General features: G+C 62.5%; 17 protein-coding genes. 12 read left to right on the forward strand and 5 right to left on the reverse strand.

What is annotated here, in order from left to right; translation table 11 throughout:
• A partial coding sequence (locus V3H18_RS13870; protein WP_332082668.1) for a D-alanyl-D-alanine carboxypeptidase family protein occupies positions 1-1,133 on the reverse strand: 1,133 nt, incomplete at its 3' end.
• 270 nt (positions 1,134-1,403) lie between these two features.
• Here V3H18_RS13870 and V3H18_RS13875 point away from each other — a divergent pair.
• The 7 genes from V3H18_RS13875 to V3H18_RS13905 all read left to right on the forward strand — a co-directional run bounded on the left by V3H18_RS13875 (position 1,404) and on the right by V3H18_RS13905 (position 9,080).
• Positions 1,404-2,303, forward strand: coding sequence for a LysR family transcriptional regulator (locus tag V3H18_RS13875; protein ID WP_332082683.1), 900 nt, complete (start codon positions 1,404-1,406; stop codon positions 2,301-2,303).
• 127 nt (positions 2,304-2,430) lie between these two features.
• The gene (locus V3H18_RS13880; protein ID WP_332082669.1) at positions 2,431-2,904 is read left to right on the forward strand and encodes a formate dehydrogenase subunit gamma; all 474 of its coding nucleotides are present in this window, start codon (positions 2,431-2,433) and stop codon (positions 2,902-2,904) included.
• Complete coding sequence (locus V3H18_RS13885; protein ID WP_332082684.1) at positions 2,901-4,454, forward strand: formate dehydrogenase beta subunit; 1,554 nt, start codon at positions 2,901-2,903, stop codon at positions 4,452-4,454. Before V3H18_RS13880 ends, V3H18_RS13885 begins: the two co-directional genes overlap by 4 nt.
• Before the next feature lie 10 nt (positions 4,455-4,464).
• The gene (gene fdhF / locus V3H18_RS13890) at positions 4,465-7,338 is read left to right on the forward strand and encodes a formate dehydrogenase subunit alpha (RefSeq protein WP_332082670.1); all 2,874 of its coding nucleotides are present in this window, start codon (positions 4,465-4,467) and stop codon (positions 7,336-7,338) included.
• Positions 7,335-8,165: a formate dehydrogenase accessory sulfurtransferase FdhD gene (gene fdhD / locus V3H18_RS13895; RefSeq protein ID WP_332082671.1), complete on the forward strand. Its 831-nt coding sequence runs from the start codon at positions 7,335-7,337 to the stop codon at positions 8,163-8,165. Before fdhF ends, fdhD begins: the two co-directional genes overlap by 4 nt.
• Positions 8,155-8,427: a formate dehydrogenase subunit delta gene (locus V3H18_RS13900; protein WP_332082672.1), complete on the forward strand. Its 273-nt coding sequence runs from the start codon at positions 8,155-8,157 to the stop codon at positions 8,425-8,427. The genes fdhD and V3H18_RS13900 overlap by 11 nt, the downstream gene beginning before the upstream one ends.
• Positions 8,428-8,564: 137 nt before the next feature.
• Positions 8,565-9,080 carry a YchJ family protein gene (locus tag V3H18_RS13905; protein ID WP_332082673.1) on the forward strand — a complete coding sequence of 172 codons (516 nt, stop codon included), beginning with the start codon at positions 8,565-8,567 and terminating at the stop codon, positions 9,078-9,080.
• 58 nt (positions 9,081-9,138) lie between these two features.
• Here V3H18_RS13905 and V3H18_RS13910 read toward each other — a convergent pair whose 3' ends face one another.
• The 4 genes from V3H18_RS13910 to V3H18_RS13925 all read right to left on the reverse strand — a co-directional run bounded on the left by V3H18_RS13910 (position 9,139) and on the right by V3H18_RS13925 (position 14,427).
• Entirely contained in the window at positions 9,139-11,253 is a 2,115-nt protein-coding gene (locus V3H18_RS13910) for a hypothetical protein (protein ID WP_332082674.1), read from the reverse strand.
• Positions 11,254-11,911: 658 nt separating this feature from the next.
• The gene (locus tag V3H18_RS13915; RefSeq protein WP_332082675.1) at positions 11,912-12,682 is read right to left on the reverse strand and encodes a class I SAM-dependent methyltransferase; all 771 of its coding nucleotides are present in this window, start codon (positions 12,680-12,682) and stop codon (positions 11,912-11,914) included.
• Between the two features lie 298 nt (positions 12,683-12,980).
• Positions 12,981-13,976: a Mu transposase C-terminal domain-containing protein gene (locus V3H18_RS13920; RefSeq protein WP_332082676.1), complete on the reverse strand. Its 996-nt coding sequence runs from the start codon at positions 13,974-13,976 to the stop codon at positions 12,981-12,983.
• 7 nt (positions 13,977-13,983) lie between these two features.
• The gene (locus V3H18_RS13925; RefSeq protein ID WP_332082677.1) at positions 13,984-14,427 is read right to left on the reverse strand and encodes a transposase; all 444 of its coding nucleotides are present in this window, start codon (positions 14,425-14,427) and stop codon (positions 13,984-13,986) included.
• Positions 14,428-15,792: 1,365 nt separating this feature from the next.
• Between V3H18_RS13925 and amoC the strand changes: the two genes are divergently transcribed.
• The 5 genes from amoC to V3H18_RS13950 all read left to right on the forward strand — a co-directional run.
• A complete protein-coding gene (amoC, locus tag V3H18_RS13930; protein ID WP_332082678.1) occupies positions 15,793-16,569 on the forward strand; it encodes a bacterial ammonia monooxygenase, subunit AmoC in 777 nt (258 codons plus the stop codon).
• Positions 16,570-16,691: 122 nt separating this feature from the next.
• Positions 16,692-17,462, forward strand: a complete 771-nt coding sequence (gene amoA, locus V3H18_RS13935) for a bacterial ammonia monooxygenase, subunit AmoA (RefSeq protein ID WP_332082679.1) — start codon at positions 16,692-16,694, stop codon at positions 17,460-17,462.
• A gap of 115 nt (positions 17,463-17,577) precedes the next feature.
• The gene (gene amoB / locus V3H18_RS13940; RefSeq protein ID WP_408631790.1) at positions 17,578-18,843 is read left to right on the forward strand and encodes a bacterial ammonia monooxygenase, subunit AmoB; all 1,266 of its coding nucleotides are present in this window, start codon (positions 17,578-17,580) and stop codon (positions 18,841-18,843) included.
• 277 nt (positions 18,844-19,120) lie between these two features.
• Entirely contained in the window at positions 19,121-19,456 is a 336-nt protein-coding gene (locus tag V3H18_RS13945) for a hypothetical protein (protein WP_332082681.1), read from the forward strand.
• Between the two features lie 263 nt (positions 19,457-19,719).
• Positions 19,720-19,925 (forward strand): hypothetical protein (locus V3H18_RS13950; RefSeq protein WP_332082682.1); only part of this gene is annotated, 206 nt, incomplete at its 3' end.

A 19,925-nucleotide genomic window follows, 5' to 3' on the forward strand; every position in this document is an offset into this window, starting at 1 on the left:
AGATCGGGCTGCTCGCCCACAGGCGCGCCCGGCGCGCGCGACCGGGCCACCGGCCCGACGTAACCCGGGGCGCGGCCGACATAGACCTGCACCGGCGCGAAGGACGGACGCGGCAGACGCGCGACGTCCTTGGCGTTGAGATGGGGCTGTTGTTGCGCGCCGCTCAGCGTGTCGAGCAGCGCGATGCCCGTCTGCGCCGAGCCCATGGGCGCCGATAGATCGTCGACCTCGGCCATGAACGCCGCGGTCGCGGGGCCGCGATGATGGCATACCGATTCGCGCAAGTCCGGCGCGGCGGTGGGCCCGGAGCTCGGCAGCGCGGCGAGCGAAGCGACCGCGCCGCCGCTCTGGAAGCCGCGGTCGAGGAGCGCCGCCGTCTTGGCGGTGCGGGCCACCGGATTCGGCGCGCCCAGCACGACGGCGATGAGCCGCCGTCCGCCGCGCGTCGCCGAGGCGACGAGATTGAAGCCGGCGGGGCAGGTGAAGCCCGTCTTCATGCCGTCGGCGCCGGGATAGCGTCCGAGCAGGCCATTGTGGGTCGGATGGATCTGCCGGCCGAGCTGCATCGCGCCGATGTTGAAGAGATTGGCGTGCTCGGGAAAATAGAGATAGAGGGCGCGGCCGAGAATGGCGAGATCGCGCGCCGACGTCACCTGCCGGCTATCCGGCAGGCCGTTGGGATTGACCCATTGCGACTGGCTCATGCCGAGCGCGGCGGAGGCGCTGTTCATATCGTCGGCGAAGGCTTCGACCGAGCCCGACACGCCCTCGGCGATAGCGACGGCGATGTCGTTCGCCGACTTCACCATCAGCATGATGAGCGCATTGTGCAGCGTGACCTCCGTGCCGACCCGGAAGCCCATTTTGGAGGGCGCCATGCGGGCGGCGCGCGGCGACATCATGATGGGTGTTTCGAGCGAGATGCGGCCCTGGCGCACGGCGTCGAGCGCGACATAGACCGTCATCAGCTTGGTCAGCGACGCGGGATACCAGGATTGCGTCGCCTGATCGTGCGACAGCACGCCGCCCGTGGAAACGTCGATGACGATCGAGGGCGTGGTGGCGCGCGCCGGCGCCGCGAAGGAGGCGGCCGCCATAAGGGCGAAAGCCGCCGCGATGAATCTAGATTTCATAACGATCATTCGCCTCGCCCCGTCTTTATCGCCGCCAGCCCCACAACCGACCGCTCCAACGTCGCCTCGATATGTAAGCTGAGGCGTGAAAAGCCGAATATGCAGAAAATAGGGCGATTCGACGGCGCCGAAATCCTTTGGCGGGCATGGCCGACGCCGCCGGGGAGAAGAGGCGCGCGGGCGGCGGGCGCGTCGAAAATATGGGCGCCGTTTAAAGGTATGTGCTAAAGCGGAAAAAGCCTTTTGAAAAAGGCCTCCTGGACTTGGGACGTGATCGAAAAGCTCGAATTCCTTATTGCGGTCGCCAAAGAGAAAAGCTTTTCCCGCGCGGCGGAGACGTGCGGGGTGACGCAGCCCACGCTTTCGGCCGGCGTCAAACAGCTCGAAGACACGCTCGGCGTGCTCCTCGTCAACCGCTCATCGCGTTTTCACGGCCTGACGGCCGAGGGCGAGCGCGTGCTGGAATGGGCCAAGCGCATCGTCGGCGACGCGCGCGCCATGCGCCAGGAAGTGCGCACGTTGAAGGAAGGGCTTTCGGGCCAGCTCAAGATCGCCGTCATTCCCACCGCGCTCGGCATCGTTTCGGCGCTGACCACGCCCTATCGCGAAAAACATCCGGGCGTGCGCTTCTCGATTCTTTCGGCCTCCTCGGCCGAAGTTCTGTCCATGCTCGACAATCTCGAGATCGACGCCGGCATCACCTATCTCGACAATGAGCCGCTCGGCCGGGTGCGGGCCGTGCCCTTATGCGCGGAGCGCTATCGCCTGTTGACCTTCGCCGACAATCCGCTGGGCGATCGCGACCGCGTCACCTGGGAGGAAGTGGCGCGCATCGATCTCTGCCTGCTGACGCCCGATATGCAGAACCGGCGCATCGTCGAACGCCTGCTCCGCGACGCCGGCGCCGAGCCCGCGCCCATCCTCGAGTCGAACAGCGTCATTCTTCTCTTCGACCATGTGAAATCCGGCCGCTGGGCGACGATCCTGCCGGAGAAGCTCGCCAAGACATTGGGCGTCGCGGCGCCGCTGCGCGCGATTCCCATCGTCGAACCCGAGGCGGTTCACAAGATCGGCCTTGTCGCGCCGCTGCGCGATCCGGTGATTCCGCTGGTCGCCGCGCTTGTCGCCGAGGCCAAGAAACTGGCCGACAGCCGCATATTGGGCGATTGATAGGCCCGCCCTATGACGTAACGGGATGGACGGTATTGATCGCGCATGGGTTTTCCGGCACTGTTCAAAATAACTCTAAAAAGGGCGGCCGCCTGTGCGCGCAACGCCCATGGTTGAAAGGGAAGAAATGGCTGGCGCTGCTCCGTATAGCGACGAGCGGGCGAGGGAGATTATCGCGGCCCATCTGGGTCTCGAAGGCCCCGCCATGCCGATTTTGCACGCGCTCCAGCATGAATTCGGCTATGTGCCCGACGCCGCCGTGAAAGAGATGGCCCAGGCGCTCAATATTTCCCGCGCGGAAATGCATGGCGTCGTCACCTTCTACCATGATTTCCATCGCGCCCCGCATGGCCGGCACACGCTGAAAATCTGCCGCGCCGAATCCTGCCAGTCGATGGGCGCGGAGCGGCAGGCCCGCAATTTCCTCGACAAGCTGAAGCTCGATTGGGGCGGCACGACCCCGGACGGCGCCCTGAGCGTCGAAGCGGTCTATTGCCTGGGCCTTTGCGCGCACAGCCCCTCGGCGCTTTACGACGGCGAGCCGATCGGCTGCGTCGACGCCGAAAAGCTCGACGAACTCGCCGCGGAGGCGCGCGACTGATGGTCAAGGTCTACATACCGCTGGATATGGCCGCCGTCGCGATGGGCGCCGACAAGCTCGCCGCCGCCGTCGCGAAAGAAGCCGCCGCCCGCGGCGAAAATATCGAGATCGTCCGAAACGGCTCGCGTGGAATGCTCTGGCTCGAACCCCTGATCGAGGTGGAGACTCCCGCGGGCCGCGTCGGTTATGGGCCGGCGAAGGTCGCGGACGTCGCCTCGCTTTTCGACGCCGGCTTCCTTACGGGCGGCGCGCATAGGCTCGCCATCGGCAAGGTCGACGACCATCCCTGGATGAAGCGCCAGACGCGCGTCACCTTCGCGCGTTGCGGCGTTATCGATCCCTTCTCGATCGAGGAATATCAGGCGCATGGCGGCGGCGCCGGCCTTAGGCGCGCCTTCGAGATCGGCCCGGCGGCGACGATCGAGGAAGTCACCAAATCCGGTCTGCGCGGACGCGGCGGCGCGGGCTTTCCGACCGGCATCAAATGGAAGACGGTCGCAGACGCGCCCGCCGACCGTCGCTATGTGGTGGTCAACGCCGACGAGGGCGATAGCGGCACTTTCGCCGACCGCATGATCATGGAAGGCGATCCGCTGTCGCTGATCGAAGGCATGATCATCTGCGGCTATGCGATCAACGGCTCCAAGGGCTTCGTCTATCTGCGCTCGGAATATCCGCAGGCGGCCGTCATCTTCGAGAGGGCGATCGAGGTCGCGCGCAAGGCGGGCTGGCTCGGCCCCAATGTGCTGGGCTCGGGCTTCGCCTTCGACATCGAGCTGCGCATCGGCGCTGGCGCTTATGTCTGCGGCGAGGAGACCTCGCTGCTCGAAAGCCTCGAGGGCAAGCGCGGGATCGTCAGGGCCAAGCCGCCGCTTCCGGCCCATGTCGGCTTCTTCGGCAAGCCCACCGTGGTTAACAACGTGCTCTCCATGGCGACCGCGCCGATGATCCTCGAAAAGGGATCGCAGCATTACGCCGACCTCGGCGTCGGCCGCTCGCGCGGCACCATGCCGCTCCAGATCGCCGGCAACGTCAAATATGGCGGCCTCTGCGAAGTGCCCTTCGGCTTGACCCTGGGGGAGATCGTCAATGACATCGGCGGCGGAACAAAGACCGGCCGCCCGGTCCGCGCCGTGCAATGCGGCGGCCCGCTCGGCGCCTATCTGCCGGTTTCGCTCTTCGACACGATCTTCGACTATGAGGCTTTCGCCGCCAAGGACAGCCTCATCGGCCATGGCGGCCTTGTCGTCTTCGACGACACGGTCGATATGTCATGGATGGCGCGGTTCGGCATGGAGTTCTGCGCCATCGAAAGCTGCGGCAAATGCACGCCATGCCGGATCGGTTCGACGCGGGGCGTCGAGACGATCGACAAGATTCGCGGCGGCGTCGACGTCGACGCGAATATCGAGCTCCTAAAGGATCTCTGCCATACAATGAAGTTTGGCTCGCTCTGTGCATTGGGCGGCTTCGCGCCCTATCCGGTCGAGAGCGCGCTTCGTCATTTCCCTGAGGACTTCCGCAAGCCGGCCCTTGAAGCCGCTGAGTGAGGTAGCCGCCATGACGCTCATTAAGGAAACCGATTTCGGCACGCCCGAATCCAAATCCGAAAAACTGGTTACGCTGACCATCGACGGAAAGAGCGTCACCGTTCCCGAAGGCACCTCCATCATGCGCGCGGCGATGGAGGCGGGAACCGAAATCCCCAAGCTCTGCGCCACCGACAGCATCAAGGCCTTCGGCTCTTGTCGCCTCTGCGTGATCGAGGTCGAGGGCCGCAACGGCACGCCGGCCTCCTGCACGACGCCGGTCGCGCCCGGCATTTCGGTCAAGACCCAATCGCCCCGCCTCGCCGCCATCCGCCGCGGCGTGATGGAGCTCTATATTTCCGACCATCCGCTCGACTGCCTCACCTGCGCGGCCAATGGCGATTGCGAATTGCAGGATATGGCGGGGGCCGTCGGCCTGCGCGACGTGCGCTACGGCTATGAGGGCTCCAATCACGTCTTCGCCCGCAATCAGGGCGAGGCGAATTTCGCCTGGAAGCCGAAGGACGAATCGAACCCCTATTTCTCCTATGACCCGTCGAAATGCATCGTCTGCAACCGCTGCGTGCGCGCCTGCGAGGAAGTCCAGGGCACGTTCGCGTTGACGATTTCCGGCCGCGGCTTCGACTCGCGCGTCTCGGCCGGCATGGACGAAGCCTTCATGGAGTCGGAATGCGTCTCCTGCGGCGCCTGCGTGCAGGCCTGCCCGACGGCGACGCTCATCGAAAAATCGGTCATCGCCATCGGCCAGCCCGAGCATTCCGAAGTCACCACCTGCGCCTATTGCGGCGTCGGCTGCACCTTCAAGGCCGAGATGCGCGGCGAGGAAGTCGTGCGCATGGTTCCCTGGAAGGACGGCAAGGCCAACCACGGCCATAGCTGCATCAAGGGCCGCTTCGCCTATGGCTACGCCCAACATGGCGACCGCATTCTCAATCCGATGATCCGCGAGACGATCGCCGAGCCGTGGCGCGAAGTCTCCTGGGAGGAGGCGATCGCTTTCGCCGCCGACCGGCTGAAGGCGACGCAGGAAAAATACGGCAAGAATTCCGTCGGCGTCATCACCTCGTCGCGCTGCACCAATGAGGAAAGCTACCTCGTTCAGAAGCTGGCGCGTCAGGGATTCAAAAACAATAATACCGATACCTGCGCGCGCGTCTGCCATTCGCCGACGGGTTACGGTCTCGCGCAGGCCTTCGGCACCTCCGCCGGCACGCAGGACTTCGACTCGGTCGACGACGCCGACGTCATTCTCGTCATGGGCGCCAATCCGACCGACGCGCATCCCGTCTTCGGCTCGCGCATGAAGAAGCGTTTGCGCGAGGGCGCGAAGCTCATCGTGATCGATCCGCGCCGCATCGATCTCGTGCGGTCGCCTCACGTCCAGGCCGATTACCATCTGCCGCTGAAGCCCGGCACCAATGTCGCGATGGTGACGGCGCTGGCGCATGTGATCGTGACGGAGAATCTCGTCAATCTCGATTTCGTGAAGTCGCGTTGCGACTGGGACGAATATCAGGACTGGGCGGAATTCGTGTCGCTGTCGACGAACAGTCCCGAGGCCCTGGAGACGACCCTCGGCGTTCCGGCGGCCGACGTACGGGCGGCGGCGCGGCTCTACGCCACCGGCGGCAATGGCGCGATCTATTATGGTCTCGGCGTCACCGAGCATAGCCAGGGCTCGACGACGGTCATGGGCATCGCCAATCTCGCCATGGCGACTGGCAATCTCGGTCGCCGCGGCGTCGGCGTGAACCCGCTGCGCGGCCAGAACAATGTGCAGGGCTCCTGCGACATGGGCTCGTTCCCGCACGAACTGCCGGGCTATCGCCACATCTCCAACGACGCGGCGCGCGAAGCCTTTGAGAAGGACTGGGGCGTCACGCTCGATCCGGAGCCGGGCCTCCGCATCCCGAACATGTTCGACTCGGCGATCGAGGGCACCTTCAAGGGCCTCTATGTGCAGGGCGAGGACATTCTGCAGTCCGACCCCGACACGCGCCATGTGGCGCGGGCGCTGTCGAATATGGACATCGTCATCGTGCAGGATCTGTTCCTGGTCGAGACGGCGAATTACGCGCATGTCTTCCTGCCCGGCGCGACCTTCCTCGAAAAGGACGGCACCTTCACCAACGCCGAGCGTCGCATCCAGCGCGTCGCCAAGGTGATGCGGCCCAAGAACGGCTACGCGGACTGGGAAGTCACGCAGCTTCTCGCCAACAAGCTCGGTCTCAACTGGAACTACACGCACGCCAGCGAGATTATGGACGAGATCGCGCGACTGACGCCTTCCTTCGCGGGCGTTTCGTTCAAGCGCCTCGAAGAGGATGGCTCCGTGCAGTGGCCGTGCAATGAGGAGTCGCCGCACGGCATGCCGATCATGCACATCGACGGCTTCGCGCGCGGCAAGGGCAAGTTCGTCGTCACCGAATATGTCCCGACGGACGAGAAGGTTGGGCCCCGCTTCCCGCTGCTGCTCACGACCGGCCGTATCCTGTCGCAATATAATGTCGGCGCGCAGACGCGCCGCACCGAGAACAGCCGCTGGCACGAAGAAGACGTGCTGGAGATCCATCCGCATGACGCGGAGGATCGCGGCGTGCGCGACGGCGACTTTGTGAAGGTGGCGAGCCGCGCCGGCGAGACGACGCTGCGCGCCAAGATCACCGATCGCGTGGCGCCCGGCGTCGTCTATACGACCTTCCACCATCCGACGACCCAGGCCAATGTCGTCACCACCGACAATTCGGATTGGGCGACGAACTGCCCCGAATATAAGGTGACGGCCGTTCAGATCTCGCCGTCCAACGGCCCGACGGAATGGCAGGAGAAATATCGCGAACTGTCGGAGGCGAGCCGAAGGATCGCGATCACGGCGGCGGAATGACCCCATCTTCTCCGTCGCCAACGCTGAGAGTCGATTGCCTAGCGCGCCGTCACGATGTGACGGCGCCGGCGTCTCGGGTGATTCCCGAGGAGACGCCGATCGCTTTTACCTATGGCGGCTCGACTCATGCGGTGATGATGGCGACGCCCGCCGATCTTGAGGATTTCGCCATCGGCTTCGCGCTGACGGAAGGGTTGATCGACGCGCCGGAAGACGCGGGCGAGGTCGAGATCGTCCTCTCCGACGCAGGGATAGAATTGCGCGCCTGGCTCAGGGGCGGACGGCAGGAAGCCTATGCCGAGCGGCGCCGCTCCATGGCGGGGCCGACGGGCTGCGGGCTTTGCGGCATTGAGAGTCTTGAAGCGGCGACGCGGCGCCTGCCGACGCTCGACAATGCGCTGACGGTGCGCGCCGAAGCGCTGATCGAGGCGATGGAGCGTCTGCCCACGGCGCAAAAATATAATCAGGAGACGCGCGCCATTCATGCCGCCGGCTTTTGGAATCCGGCCACCGGCGCGCTGATCGTGCGCGAGGACGTCGGCCGCCACAACGCGCTCGACAAGCTCGCCGGCGCCTTGACGCGGCAGGCGATCGCCGCGACGCAGGGCGTGGTGCTGATGACGAGCCGCGTTTCCGTCGAACTCGTGCAAAAGGCCGCGCGCATGGGCGCGCCGATCATCGCCGCGGTCTCCGCGCCCACGGCGCTCGCGGTGCGTAACGCGCAGGGATGCGGCATGACGCTCATCGCGGTGATGCGCGGCCGCGACTTCGAAATCTTCACCCATCCAGGACGCATTCTCGAACAGGTTTCCGCTCATGTCGCATAATTCGGTCGATAAGCTTGTCAAAATGGCCAATCAGATCGGCAAGTTCTTCGTCGCGCAAAAGCATCCGGAAGGCGTCGCCAGCATGACGGATCATTTGAAGAAATTCTGGGATCCGCGCATGCGCGACGCAATCATCGCCCATGTCGATCATGGCGGCGCGGGCCTCGATCCGATTGCGGTGGAGGCGGTCAAGCGGCTCAGCCATCCAAGAGGCGCGGCGGCTTCCGAATTGCGTCCGGGCGAAGGCGGCGCTGACGGCTGACCTTCGCGTCCTTTCTTGCGGAAGCGCTTTTCCCGCGTCCAGCGACGGCGCGAGCCGGTTTCACGCGCAAAAAGATGGACGCCCCACCTTTCCGCGCCTAGGCCTGCGACGCAGCGATTCTTCTCAATGAGCGAGCGATGACCGATCCGATCTGCCCCTGCCGCGCGATGGACGCGCAGCCGCTTTCCTATTTGGCCTGCTGCGCGCCTTATCTTGAGCAGGGCCAGCCGGCGCCGAGCGCCGAGGCGCTGATGCGCTCGCGCTATACGGCTTTTGCGACAGGCGCCATCGACTATCTCTTCGGGACGCTTGCGCCGGAAGCGCGGCATGATTTCGATCGCAAGGCGATCACGCATTGGTCGAGCCAGTCGCAATGGCTGGGTCTTGAAATTCTCGAGACCGAGCGGGGCGGCCCTGGCGACGAGAGCGGCTATGTCGAATTCGTCGCGCATTTTGCGAGCGAAGGCGAGCGCTATGCGCATCGCGAGCGCTCGCTGTTTCGTTACGACGCCGAAGACGGGCGGTGGTATTTCGCCGAAGAGGCCAATCGCAGGAATGAGCCGATCGTGAAAGGCAAGCAGCCGGGCCGCAACGATCCCTGCCCCTGCGGCTCAGGCAAGAAATATAAGAAATGCTGCGGCGCGGCGGCGTAGGCTGCGGGCCGGCTTTAATCTCCTGCCATAAAACTGGCGTGTCAGCGCGAGGACGCCATCATCGCACGCGATAGTCGCAGTCGAAGTCGAGCGCGATATTTCTCGTCGAAGGCGTAATATTCGATGTCGAGAGAAGGTAGGAAGCCGCGCCGGAGGACGCGCCGCGCAAGAAAAAGACAGAATTCTGAATGACCGGCCAGAACTGAAGGCCTTTGAACGTCACTCCGCTCACGTCGTTGATACGGCATCCATACAGGGCGTTGGCATAGGCCTTTGGCGCGCCGGTTCCGATAATTTGGAACGGGCCAGAGGCCGTGGCGTAGGCTTTGGTCGAAAAGTCGAGCGCGATATGCGCGCGAACGTGATCTCCCTTCCGCCAATATTCGCCGCTCCATGCATTGATCGTCGCGGCGAAATCGCCATTGTCGGCGAAGCCCGGAACGGGCCTGGAGATGGCGTCGGGCTCGGCGAGATCATAATAGCCAAAGCTCGTATCAAAAGACAGCGTGTGGGTTCGACCCGGAAATGTCGAACCGACGACCTTATTGAGGGGATTGTCGTTGGCGAAGGAGAAGGCGTCGCCGGAAACGCCGCGCTCTGGAAATGAGGTCACGCCAACGAGCTGCATGGCGCTCCCCACGCCCTCCTGCGTAAAGAACGCCACCGAGCGATTTACGTTGGTCATATTCACTTCGGTGTCATAGATCTTCAAGACCGAACCGATTTTCCCGCGCACGCATGCGACCGGCGAGGAGCCGTCCAAATGCCCCAGGCGGCCGCTGTGAATGGTCAGGCTGCCGCCGTCGCGCGCCTCGAAGGAGCAGACGGTCTGACCGTCGATGGCAGAAATGACATTATTCAGATCGACGCGCGCCAGCCCCTGCGCGAGAACGATGGGAGCGGAAAGCATGGCGCTTTTCGCGGAATAAATTTTGTTTATGCGCACCTCGCCATCGAAAACCATAATGCGCGAACCGGGCCCATCCAACTGAACTTCGCCGACGAAATAGGGAATGTCGCTCGTCGCGCCTTCGGTGAAGACGACTGAATTTGTGAGGGCCGATATCGTCTTTATGTCCAGCCCGTCGATCTTGCCGAAGGCGACGCAGTTAGTCTTGCCGTCTATATAGACATTATCGAAAAGAGGCGTCCGGGGCGCGATTCCAAAAAATACGCAGTTGAATTTGGAGATCTTCATGAAGTCCAGAGGACCGTCGATGACAATGCCGCCCACGGTCTGATGATTGGTCGCGCTCGGGAACGATATGGCGTCGGCGAGTTGGTAAGAGCCGACGCCCCCTGGAACGCCGCTCACTTGCGCGACAATGCGATAAGTCGTGCGGCTGGCGTCAATAATTGCATAAGCGAGATCATCCGGTCGAATCGTCCCTTTGGCGACCGCTGTCACGGTAAGCAACTTCTCCGATGCGGAAGCCGTGTATTCGACGAAACTGAAATCGGCGAGCGCGCCACATTCCACTTCCCCAATATTCGATCCGCCTCCATTGCCTACGAGATGCATACATCGCCAAGCGCCGCTGATGCGAACGCGGTCGATGATGAATCGCGTGGGGGAGGTCGTCGCGACGATCGCGGGAGGATATTTAATTACGTCGCTGCGCGTCACGCCCGGGAAATTCGGCTGGACGAAAGCAATGCCGCAGTCACGCAATTGAGCGGAGTCGCCGAAAGGCAATTGAAAGACGCCCAGCGCGTTCATGTTGAACGTCGCGGAGTCGATTCTAAAAGTGGTTCTGGCGCGTCCCGCGCATTCAACCGTTTGGCCGTCGCCGAGCGTGACCATATCGTCGAGGCGGAACACGCCCGGTCCGAAGACGATTTTCGCGCCGCGCTTCTCTTTCGGCGCGAGAGCATTCGCCGCATCGATCATCGCCTGTATGCCGGCGCGGCTATCAGTCGCGCCGGTTGGATCGATCCCGGAATATTGGTAGGCGTAGATATTCCCGGTGGCGTCTTGCCCATTGGCGCCCGAACGCTTGTCCTGAAATAGCCCGAGCAGAGAGAGTTTTTGCGCTTGCGCGTTCCGCGGCTCTCCCTCGCTCGCGAGAATTATCGCCGCTGGCTGCGCGCTCAAGGGCGCCGTCGCCTGCGACGGCGCGAGGCACAGGAGAATAAGCGCGAATGGAAAAAAAACGACTTGAGGAAGTTTCATTTCCGCCTATCCTCGCGGCGCCGCGCGCGGTTTCCCGACCTATTGGACGGCTGGGGCCATCGAATCAGCGTATGTTTATCATGCGACTTTGTCGTAAGAAGCGCCAAAGTGTGATTATCTCTCTTCGCCCGCGGAGGCGGGGGCGCGCCGGCCGTTGGCGGATCATTCGCTATCTCGCCTATCCCGTGACGCCCTGACGCGCAGGACCTTCATCGCTGCAGGGGAGTCCAGGTCAGGAGGCGGCGGCGGCGCGCCGTTTCCACGGTTTCATCTTCAATGTTTAGCTCGGCGACCGGAAGCCCTGCTCGGGCGATCGCATCGAAAATCGCAAGACGCGCGACGGCGACCGATTTTTGTTCGTCCGCATCTTCGAGCGACGCATAGACCAATATTTCGCAGTCCCGGCAGAAATGGAATTGAACCTGTCCCGAGGCGAAGCGCTTAACGCTCGTGCGGTTTTGACGATGGAGGACGATCAGTCCTTTTGGGTCCGATATCCAAACGCCGTCATGGGCGCGACAAAAGGAGCAGGTTCGCGCGTCCGACCGCGGCCGAAATTCTTTCGGCGCCAATTGGCTGAACAGTTTCAGTTCGACATGGCCACATGGGCATTGGCCCAAATATTCCGCCGTCGGCTTCTCCACCGCCGGGAACAATCTCAGCCTTCCCCGGCCTTGGCGTCGATCATCAGCGCATCGATCCAGAAAGAGCCGTCCGGCTCTATCGCGAAATGCGCCCTGGTCTCCGCCGAGGCCGCCGCCTGCAGAGCGCGGATCGCCACGGCGTTTTCGCGAGGCGTGCGCATGCGCGCCGTCCATACGTCGAAATCCATGCGCAGCCGCCATGTGCGCAGGCTTTCGATCGCAAAGCCGGTCTTGGAGAGCGCCGCCGTCCATTCGGCGATCGAATAGTCTCGTACATGCGAAGGATCGCGCAGCAGTTCGACGGCTTGCAGATGGGTGTCGAAAAGCGGTGAGCCGGGCGCGAAAATATCGATGAATATCGCCCGGCTTTCCGCTTTCAGCACGCGACGCGCCTCGCGCAATCCTTTTTCCCAATCGCGCCAATGATGGGCGGAATATCGCGACGCCAGAAAATCGAAACAGCCGTCGGGGAAGGGCAGGCTCTCGGCGGCGGCTTCCGCGGTCTCGATATTGGAGAGCCCCCTGTCTCGCGCCGTCGCCGCGACAACCGCGAGCATCTCCCGCGACAGGTCCGCCGCCGTAACGAGATTGGCGTGTCGCGCGAGGAGATAGGAGACATGGCCGCCGCCCGCGCCAAGGTCGAGGGCGCGCGTCGGACGGATCGCGGCGGCGACATTTTCCAGCGCGTCCAAATCCGGTCCGCGCGCATGAACGGCGCTGTCGACATAGGCCTTCGCCTGCGGCCCGAACTGGGCCGCGACGACTTTCTCGTGAACGCGTTCCAACGGCTTGCTTTGCTTTCTGGAGAAGGGCGCTTCCCGCCTGGGCTGATACAAGGCAGGCAACTATTCTAACCTTATCTTAGCGCGCTTTCCGATCAGACGGAATCGTCCGATCGATAGAAATCCCGTCAACACGCCAGAGCAAGTTCTCATCGAAAAAGTCCGGCGACCTATTTTTAAGAACTTGCTCAAGAGCGCTGCGAAAAAGTGGAATTCGGCCTTTCGCGTAAAGCGCGTTCTAAACTTTAGGAATCGATCAAATTATCTGCATTTGGACGATACGGCCCAAATGCAGCGTGATCTACAGCGCCGGCGCGAAGGGGCATGAGGAGCGACATTTGCCGCGGCAGCTCCGCTTCTCCGCGAGCGAGGCGTCGATCGCGATCTCGTCGCACTCTTTTGACGCGGCCGCCGCGGGCGCGGCGACATTCTTCGCCTTGACGAAACGCCCGCCGGCGCTGCGCACGAAGATGCGGGAGTGATCGCGCGGATCGAATCTGACCGTCGCGCGCGATTCGCCGTCTTGCAGCATTTGCGCGAGCATGCGCGACCAATATGTCTCGCCGCGCAGGCTCACCCCGCTTTCCGTCACGACGCAGGACGTCTCGGGAAGAAAGGAGAGGCGAAAGCGCAGGCAATCCTTCGGCGCGCGAAAATTTTCAGCGTCATCTCCCGAGCGCCAGCTTTCGATCGGCGCGCGTCCCGTATCCTGGTGACGGCGGCGGTGGTAGTCGTTGACGAGGCCGTCGCCGACGGCGCGTTCGAGATCGCGCATGTCGCGCGCGACCGCGCCGCGCAAGTGACGGGGCGTCTCCGGCGCATAAACGGCGACTTGCGCTTTTGCGATCAAAACCTCGCCGAGTCGGCCGCCCACCATATGGGTCGCGAGCGCGCCGAAGACGCGTTGCCTGACGGGCAGGTCCACGGTCGCGACGCCTTCATCGCGGCAGGCGCGGGCGAAAGCGCGCAATCCGAAGACGCTTTGCGGATCGGCGGCGACCGCCTCGGGAAGGCCGGCGGCCGGCCAGTCGCCGGCGACGCCGCGCTCCTTCATCCAGCGCGTCTTGTCGCAAACCGCGTGCAGGAGACACAGGCCGACCGACAGGCGCGAGGGCGGCGCAAGCGAGAGATGAAAACCTGCGACCATCCGCGTGCCGGCGTCGATCGCCAGCGTCAGCCAGGGATATCCCGCATCGCCGGTCTGCGCGTCGAAGGCGCATTCCTCGATCTTCACATGATCGAAGTAGAGCGTCTGCAACGGCCGTTCCGGGATATCGCTCAACCGCATTTGAGCCATGTCCCGGTCAGCTCCCTCTGTTTCCCGAGCCCGGCGGCCCGCCTTCGAAATCGCGAAGCCGCGCGCGAATGGTGCGCCAATTAGGAGGCGGCAGAAGCTGATCCTTGCAGCGCTTGCGCACGTCCTGGACGAGCGCGCTGAACTTCGGCCGGAGCGTTTTCGAATAATGCGCCTTGATCGCTTCTTGAATGAGCCGTTCGCGGAGCGGGTCGAGGCCGCGTGCGCCCTTCGGCCTTCCTACCGGCCGCGTCGCGCAGGTGACGGCCCCGCAGGTGCGAAAGGTCTTCACCATGCGATAGGCGGTGGCGCGGCTCACGCCGAGGTCCTTCTTGAGTTCTTCGACGATCGAAGCCGAAGATTTGCCGACCGTCGCCGTGAGAAGCTCGCGAAGAGCCTCCTCCCGCTGCTTGCGGGTATTCGAGCGATCGTCTTCTCCAGTTTGTGCGCTCATCTATCGCTATACTCTTATTTTCATGTCTTATTATTTTTTATGCGCGGAGAGTTTCCCGCCGTTTCTTTATGATGCGCGTGACTTTTTGCCGGCCGCGGGAACGACGATTCTCGCCGCGCCCAGTCCTTTTCACATCAATATAAGTGGAAAAACAATATCCTCTTTATGCGCCTGCGTCATGGCTTCACCGCATGGGCTTGCTCCCGTCTCAAGCGTAACTGTTTAGACGAAGCCGAAACGACGCCAAAATATGCCGAGTTTTCTTTGAATTCAAAGAAGCGCCAACGTTTTGGAATAGTTAAAAAATGAAAGTTTTATGCAGTGAGACGGTTTAATACATATTCCGCTACATTTTGTCGCGGCGGATTCATCGGACCATCTCGTCTTTTCGTCGCGCGGAGTCAAAGCCCAGGCATTGCTCGTCGCGGCGCAAAAAGTCGTCCCGGCTCGGGGGCCTTCGAGCCGGGACGACGGGCGCCTGAATCGGGATCGTGTGGGATGGAGCCGCCTGCGGCGTTTCCATCAGGAACGATCTCGCTTGGGGGAGGTGCGGCGCGTTCGATGCGGCTATTAGAGATTGAGCGCTCTGTTCACCGACGGAATGAAGATCGCGAAGAGAAAGACGCAAAAGGCGACCCATAAGGCCACCCATCCAAGTTCCTTGACCGAGTGTAAAGTCTTCATCGGGGTTTCTCCCTTTCTCGTTTTTTCGCTCTCGCCGAGCGGCGTCATGAGCCTGACGCGTAAAGCGACGCCGGGCATTGCGCGCCGGCGGGCGCATTCTTGCGAAGAGCGCCTTGAGAGAGACGGGCCGGCTTTGGCCTGACTCGAAAGGCGCTCTTGCCGCGATCTTCGTCAAATCGCCGCCCGGCACAATGCGCGAAACCTGTGGCAGGATGTCGCAAATGTAAATAAATACGAGATTAGTATCAGCATAAATTGCAGAGTATCATTTTATATTACATATATATTCGGCAAAAGTGCAGAGTAGCGTTGTAAGTATCAACTTATGATACATCTAACATCTCAAAATTTACAGCATAAAATGCAGCATATCAAGTCATTGCTACAAATTGTCGCGCGTTATTTGCTATAGTTTTGTTGACAAAACTGTTATTTCTCATGATAGCGTCGCTTCACTGTAGAAGTCGCTCCGGCTTTGCTTGACCGCGCAACTCAAAGCGCTTCGCGCGGCGGGCGCGCGCGCTTTTGCCTCGCGCAAGGCGGAAGAGCGCTTCGACAGCATCCGACGGCCAAGGCCATCGCGGCCGCTTGTCAGGCGGCGTTCAAAGCGCGGGGGCGCGTCGGGAGAGGAAACGAACCGTCTCGGGCCGGGAAGCTTCGAGACCCAAGAGGAGAGCGACAATGAGTCTGACGACAGGGAAGGCGGCTGGCGCCGCGCAAGCCGGCGAGGTCGATACGATCGTCAATTTTCGGCCGGCCTATATCGCCATGGCGGCGATGCTCGTGTTCTACGTCGGCATCCGCGTCTATGAGCAATATTTCGGCTGGAAGGCTGGCCTCGATTCCTTCGCGCCGGAATTCCAGACCTATTGGATGAGCCTGATGTGGGCCGAACTCCCGCTGGAGTTCATCGCCTTCTGCGGCATCGGCGGCTATCTGTGGAAGACGCGCGACCGCAATCTCGACGCCCTCGCGCCGCGCGAGGAGATGCGCCGCATCTTGACGCTTGTCGGCTGGCTCGCGGTCTACGCCTTCTCGGTCTATTGGGGCGCGTCCTATTTCACCGAGCAGGACGGCACCTGGCATCAGACGGTCATTCGCGACACGGACTTTACGCCGAGCCATATTCTGGAGTTCTACCTCAGCTATCCGATCTACATCATCTGCGGCTGGGGCGCCTTCATGTATGCGCATACGCGCATTCCGCAATTCGCGAAGAAAATCTCGCTTGCCTTTCTGATGTTCTTCGCCGGGCCTTTCATGATCTTCCCCAACATCGGCCTCAATGAATGGGGCCATACTTTCTGGTTCATGGAGGAGCTGTTCACGGCGCCGCTGCATTGGGGCTTCGTGTTCTTCGGCTGGTTCGCGCTCGCGGTGTTCGGAGTCGCGCGGCAGGTGCTCGATCGCGTGATCGAACTCAGCAAGGAATATGAGAAGGACGCGCTCGCGCTCTAAGGCGCGCGTCCTTCATCTTTCAACGCATCGAAATCGAAAAGAAGCGGCTGCCTCGCGAAATGCGCAGGCGGCGACGGGAGCCGCTTTCCTCATCGCCAGAATCAATCTCAAGGAGAGAAGCAATGTCCACCTCGACTGAAGCAGGCTTGCCGCCGGGCAAAACCTGGAAATCGAAAGAGGAATTCCTCGGCTGCGTCATCCTGACGGACTGGATCCTTCTCGTGGTCCTGTTCGCCGTGCTGCTCGGCTCTTTTCATATCCACTACATGCTGCTTGCCGGCGACTGGGACTTCTGGATCGACTTCAAGGATCGGCGCATGTGGCCGACTGTGGCGCCCATCGTCGCCATGTGCTTCGCGGCGGCCGCGCAGGCGTTCTTCTGGACGAGGTTCCGTCTCCCGATTGGCGCGACCACCGTGGTGCTCGCCCTGCTGATCGGCGAATGGATCAACCGCTACGACAACTTCTGGGGCTGGACCTTCTTCCCGATCAATCTCGTCTTCCCGTCGGCGCTCATTCCCATGGGCTTCTGGCTGGACATCGTGCTGATGATTTCGGGGAGCTGGCTCGTCACGGCGCTGCTCGGCGGTCTCGGCTGGGGCCTCTTGTTCTATCCGATCAACTGGCCGGCGCTGGCGCAATATCATCAGGCCGCCGAAATCGACGGCGTGCTGCTCACGCTCGCCGATCTGATCGGGTTCAACTACGTCCGCACCGGAACGCCGGAATATATCCGCATGGTGGAGCGCGGCACGCTGCGCACCTTCGGCAAGGACGTCGTGCCGGTCGCGGCCTTCTTCTCCGGCTTCATCTCCATGCTCGTCTACTTCCTGTGGTGGAAAGTCGGCCAGTGGTTCTCGACGACGAAATATCTCGAACTCGAAGAAGTCTGAGGCGCGCCGCCTCGCTCGACCCAAAAACCAATCACGCCGGAGCCTCTATCGGCTCCGGCGGCCAAAGAGGACAATCAAAGGGAGTCGCTCAATGAAGAGCTCAATCATCCTTAAGATGGCGAAACGCCTGACGACCCGCGTCGCTTGCTGCTGGGCGATCGGACTGGCCGCGGCCGTCGCCTTGACGACGCTGACCGCGTCGACGCCCGCCGTCGCCCATGGCGAGCGTTCGCAGCAGGCGTTTCTGCGCATGCGCACGCTGAATTGGTACGACGTCAAATGGTCGAAGACCGAGCTCAACGTCAATGACGAGATGGAGCTGACGGGCAAGGTGCATGTCTTCGCCGGCTGGCCGCAGGCCGTCGCAAGGCCCGGCGAAGCCTTCCTCAATGTCGGCGAGCCCGGTCCGGTGCTGATCCGCAAGAGCGCCTTCGTCGGCGACGTGCCGGTGCCGCGCACCTTCTCGATGGATGTCGGCAAGGACTATGAATATAAAATCGTGCTGAAGGCCCGCCGGCCGGGACGCTTTCACGTCCATGTCCAGATCAACGTCAAGGACGGCGGCCCCATCGTCGGTCCCGGGCAATGGATCACGATCAAGGGCGACATGAAGGATTTCACCAATCCCGTGACGCTGCTCGACGGCTCGGTGATCGATCTCGAGACCTATGGCATTAAATGGGTCTATATCTATCACTTCCTCTGGATGGCGGCGGCGGCGGCGTGGATTCTCTACTGGTTCATGACCAAGGGAATCATCGTTCGCTACTGGCAGGTGAAGGCAGGCAGAGCGGGCGAACTCATCGGCCCGAACGAGAAACGGATCGGCGCTATCACCCTCGCCGGCGTGCTTCTCGCGGTGCTCGGCTTCTATGCGGCGGCGAATAAGGAGTTTCCGCGCACGCTGCCGATGCAAGCGGGCCTCTTGACCGGCATATCGCCGATCGACGAGCCGTCCCCGACCGTGTCGGTTCGCTTCAGGGGCGGCTCCTATACCGTTCCCGGCCGCGAGCTGCATATCAAGACGACCATCGTCAACAATGGCAAGGAGCCGATCCGGGTCGGCGAATTCACGACCGCAGGCCTTCGCTTCCTCAATCCGGACGTCATCCCCCAAAGACCTGACTTCCCGGATTATCTCCTTGCCGACCGTGGCCTCTCGGTGAGCGATCCTTCGCCGATCCAGCCAGGCGAGACGCGTAACATGGAGGTGATCGTTCAGGACGCCCGCTTCGACATCGAGCGCCTGTCCGATCTTGCTTACGACACGGACAGCCAGTTCGGCGGCCTGCTGTTCTTCTTCGATCCTTCCGGCGGGCGCCAGAGGGTGGAGATCGGGGGCCCCGTGATCCCGAAGTTTCGGTCAGACGTGACGCTCTGACCCGAACGGACTTCACGCGGTTTCACTCTTCTCCGCGTGTTGGCGTGGAAGCCTCGCCCGCCCGGTTCGCCCGGGCGGGCCTTTTGTTTTGCTCTTATCCGTTCTTGCTTCGGCGCGCCCCGCGTTCCTCGGCGCCGGGCGCAGCGAGAATCAACGGCTGCGACCTTTCTCCCTCTCGCCAAGCGCCGATGCCAGCCTATGTCATGACAGTGAGGCCGGGCGATCCGAAGCCGATAAGAGCGCGCCGCCTGGGCCGAGAGCGTCAGGAGTTGGAAAAATGGGACAGAATTTCAAATCGGCGCTCGGCGCCATCCTTATCGCGACAATGGCGGCGACCGCATTGCCGACCGAAACGTATGCGGGGCCGACGACCGTCGCGGTTCGTGAAGACGTCGGATTATCCGGGCCGATCGATCAAGCGCGCTATCGGCGTTATGTCAGGCGCAGGTATTATTACCGCTATGGCTATGATCCGGCGGGAGCCGCTTTCGCGGGCGCCGCGCTCGGCATTATGGGGGCGGGGATCGCCGCCGCCACGGCGCCGCGCTACTACGGCTGGGGCCCTTACTATGGCTATGGCTATCCCGGCTATTATGGCGGCTGGGGCTGGTGATCGCGGCGCGTTTTCGCGCGGCTTCGTAATCCACGGCTAAACGCTGGCGGCGACGCGGAGGGCGTCGCCGAATTCGCGCGAAATGCGCGCGCGGCGCGATGTTTTGCGTCCCGATGAGATCGCCATATGCGCGCCCAAACGATGGCGTCTCGTCACGCGGCGCGCGCAGGGAGGCCATCATATTGGCGCAAAGCTGGGGTCACTCGGGCGGAGGGGCTGAAGAAGATTCTGGCCGAACAAGCCATTCCACCAAGGACCCGCTCATGCAAAGCATTATTATTGGCCGCTCCGCGAAGAAGGCTCTCCTCCTGGCGACGATTCTGGCGGCTTCCGCGCCGCTCTCTGGCTGCTACACGCCGGGAGAACGCGCGCTTGGGGGCGGCGTGATCGGCGGTTTGGGCGGCGCCGGAATCGGCGCGCTGGCCTCCGGCGGCCTTGCCGGCCCGACGTTGGCCGGGGCGGCGGTGGG

The organism is Methylocystis borbori (assembly GCF_036576025.1).
Classification (GTDB): Bacteria; Pseudomonadota; Alphaproteobacteria; order Rhizobiales; family Beijerinckiaceae; genus Methylocystis; species Methylocystis borbori.

Bases quoted from the DNA above. Each gene is read 5' to 3' on its own strand.
- V3H18_RS13905 (WP_332082673.1), top strand. From the start codon at position 8,565: ATGACCGATCCGATCTGCCCCTGCCGCGCGATGGACGCGCAGCCGCTT.
- V3H18_RS13925 (WP_332082677.1), bottom strand. From the start codon at position 14,427: ATGAGCGCACAAACTGGAGAAGACGATCGCTCGAATACCCGCAAGCAG.
- amoC (WP_332082678.1), top strand. From the start codon at position 15,793: ATGAGTCTGACGACAGGGAAGGCGGCTGGCGCCGCGCAAGCCGGCGAG.
- V3H18_RS13880 (WP_332082669.1), top strand. From the start codon at position 2,431: ATGGCTGGCGCTGCTCCGTATAGCGACGAGCGGGCGAGGGAGATTATC.
- amoA (WP_332082679.1), top strand. From the start codon at position 16,692: ATGTCCACCTCGACTGAAGCAGGCTTGCCGCCGGGCAAAACCTGGAAA.
- V3H18_RS13945 (WP_332082681.1), top strand. From the start codon at position 19,121: ATGGGACAGAATTTCAAATCGGCGCTCGGCGCCATCCTTATCGCGACA.
- V3H18_RS13920 (WP_332082676.1), bottom strand. From the start codon at position 13,976: ATGGCTCAAATGCGGTTGAGCGATATCCCGGAACGGCCGTTGCAGACG.
- fdhF (WP_332082670.1), top strand. From the start codon at position 4,465: ATGACGCTCATTAAGGAAACCGATTTCGGCACGCCCGAATCCAAATCC.
- amoB (WP_408631790.1), top strand. From the start codon at position 17,578: ATGGCGAAACGCCTGACGACCCGCGTCGCTTGCTGCTGGGCGATCGGA.
- V3H18_RS13910 (WP_332082674.1), bottom strand. From the start codon at position 11,253: ATGAAACTTCCTCAAGTCGTTTTTTTTCCATTCGCGCTTATTCTCCTG.
- V3H18_RS13900 (WP_332082672.1), top strand. From the start codon at position 8,155: ATGTCGCATAATTCGGTCGATAAGCTTGTCAAAATGGCCAATCAGATC.
- fdhD (WP_332082671.1), top strand. From the start codon at position 7,335: ATGACCCCATCTTCTCCGTCGCCAACGCTGAGAGTCGATTGCCTAGCG.